This window comes from Winogradskyella sp. UBA3174 (genome assembly GCF_002364335.1).
Taxonomy (GTDB): domain Bacteria; phylum Bacteroidota; class Bacteroidia; order Flavobacteriales; family Flavobacteriaceae; genus Winogradskyella.
In genome coordinates, this window is record NZ_DEXW01000067.1 from 2662 (window position 1) to 3650 (window position 989).

The 989-nt window shown below is 29.5% G+C and carries 1 protein-coding gene; it reads left to right on the forward strand.

Translation table 11 applies throughout. From position 1 onward, the window contains the following. Window positions 1-37 precede the first annotated feature (37 nt). Window positions 38-931 (forward strand): hypothetical protein, encoded by an 894-nt coding sequence (locus tag B2U95_RS13545; RefSeq protein WP_296317090.1) that lies wholly within the window; start codon window positions 38-40, stop codon window positions 929-931. Window positions 932-989 lie beyond the last annotated feature (58 nt).

Sequence of the window (989 nt, forward strand, 5' to 3'; positions counted from 1 at the left end):
CACGCAACTAACCATACACATAACGTTGTGCAACATAATGAAACAAACTTTTAGCATCTTATTAATCTTTGTGACCAGCCTATCATTTTCGCAAGAATATTATGATACGGATATGACTCGTGACAAACCAAAATTGAAAAATTATAATCTTGAAACTACAAGATTAATTGACTCGACTGGTGGAAAACCATATACTTCATTAATTCAAATTTTTGACAAAAAAGGCAGACATAAAGTCGATTATGAATTTGACAGAAATGGAGATACGATTGCACAAATCACAACCACATATCCCAATAAATTAACCGAAATTGAAATACATAGTTACAAGACGGTGAAAAGCGATACTGCAATTTTTAAATACAATAAAAAAAATAAACAAACTGTTGAAATTTGGAAATGGGGAGAAAATAAAACCATCGATACAACAAAATTCTTTTACGACAAAAAACATCGATTAATTGCGGATTTTGATGTTTATGAATTTGGCACAAATCAGGATTCAATATTTTATGAAAATAATAGAATAGTAAAATCTATCAGTTATGATTCTGGAAAGACAGATTCCGTTTCTTATCAATATAAAAAGGACAAAATAATTGGCATAAAAAAATACAATATAGAAAAGGAATTAGTTTCCAATTATAAAATTGAAATTGGTCGATACGATAAACCAAAACGGATTGAGAATAAATACAGAAGTTACAACTCAAAAATATTCGATATGAAAACCATCACAATATTTGAGTATCACAACAAGCGACAAATCAAGTCGAAAATAGTAATGTACTTTAAGAATGGAGAGATTGAAAAAAGCACAGAATTTCATTTCTCAAAATTTGGTTATTTAGAAGAAAGTAAAGCAAAAGATAGTGAAGGAAAAACAACAAGTGCTCATAAAATTACGTTGCACAACAATGGCTATAATTAATACGGGTTTTGGTGCTTAACCCAAAGTTTAGTGCTTTTAACCAAGTCCGCCAAATCTT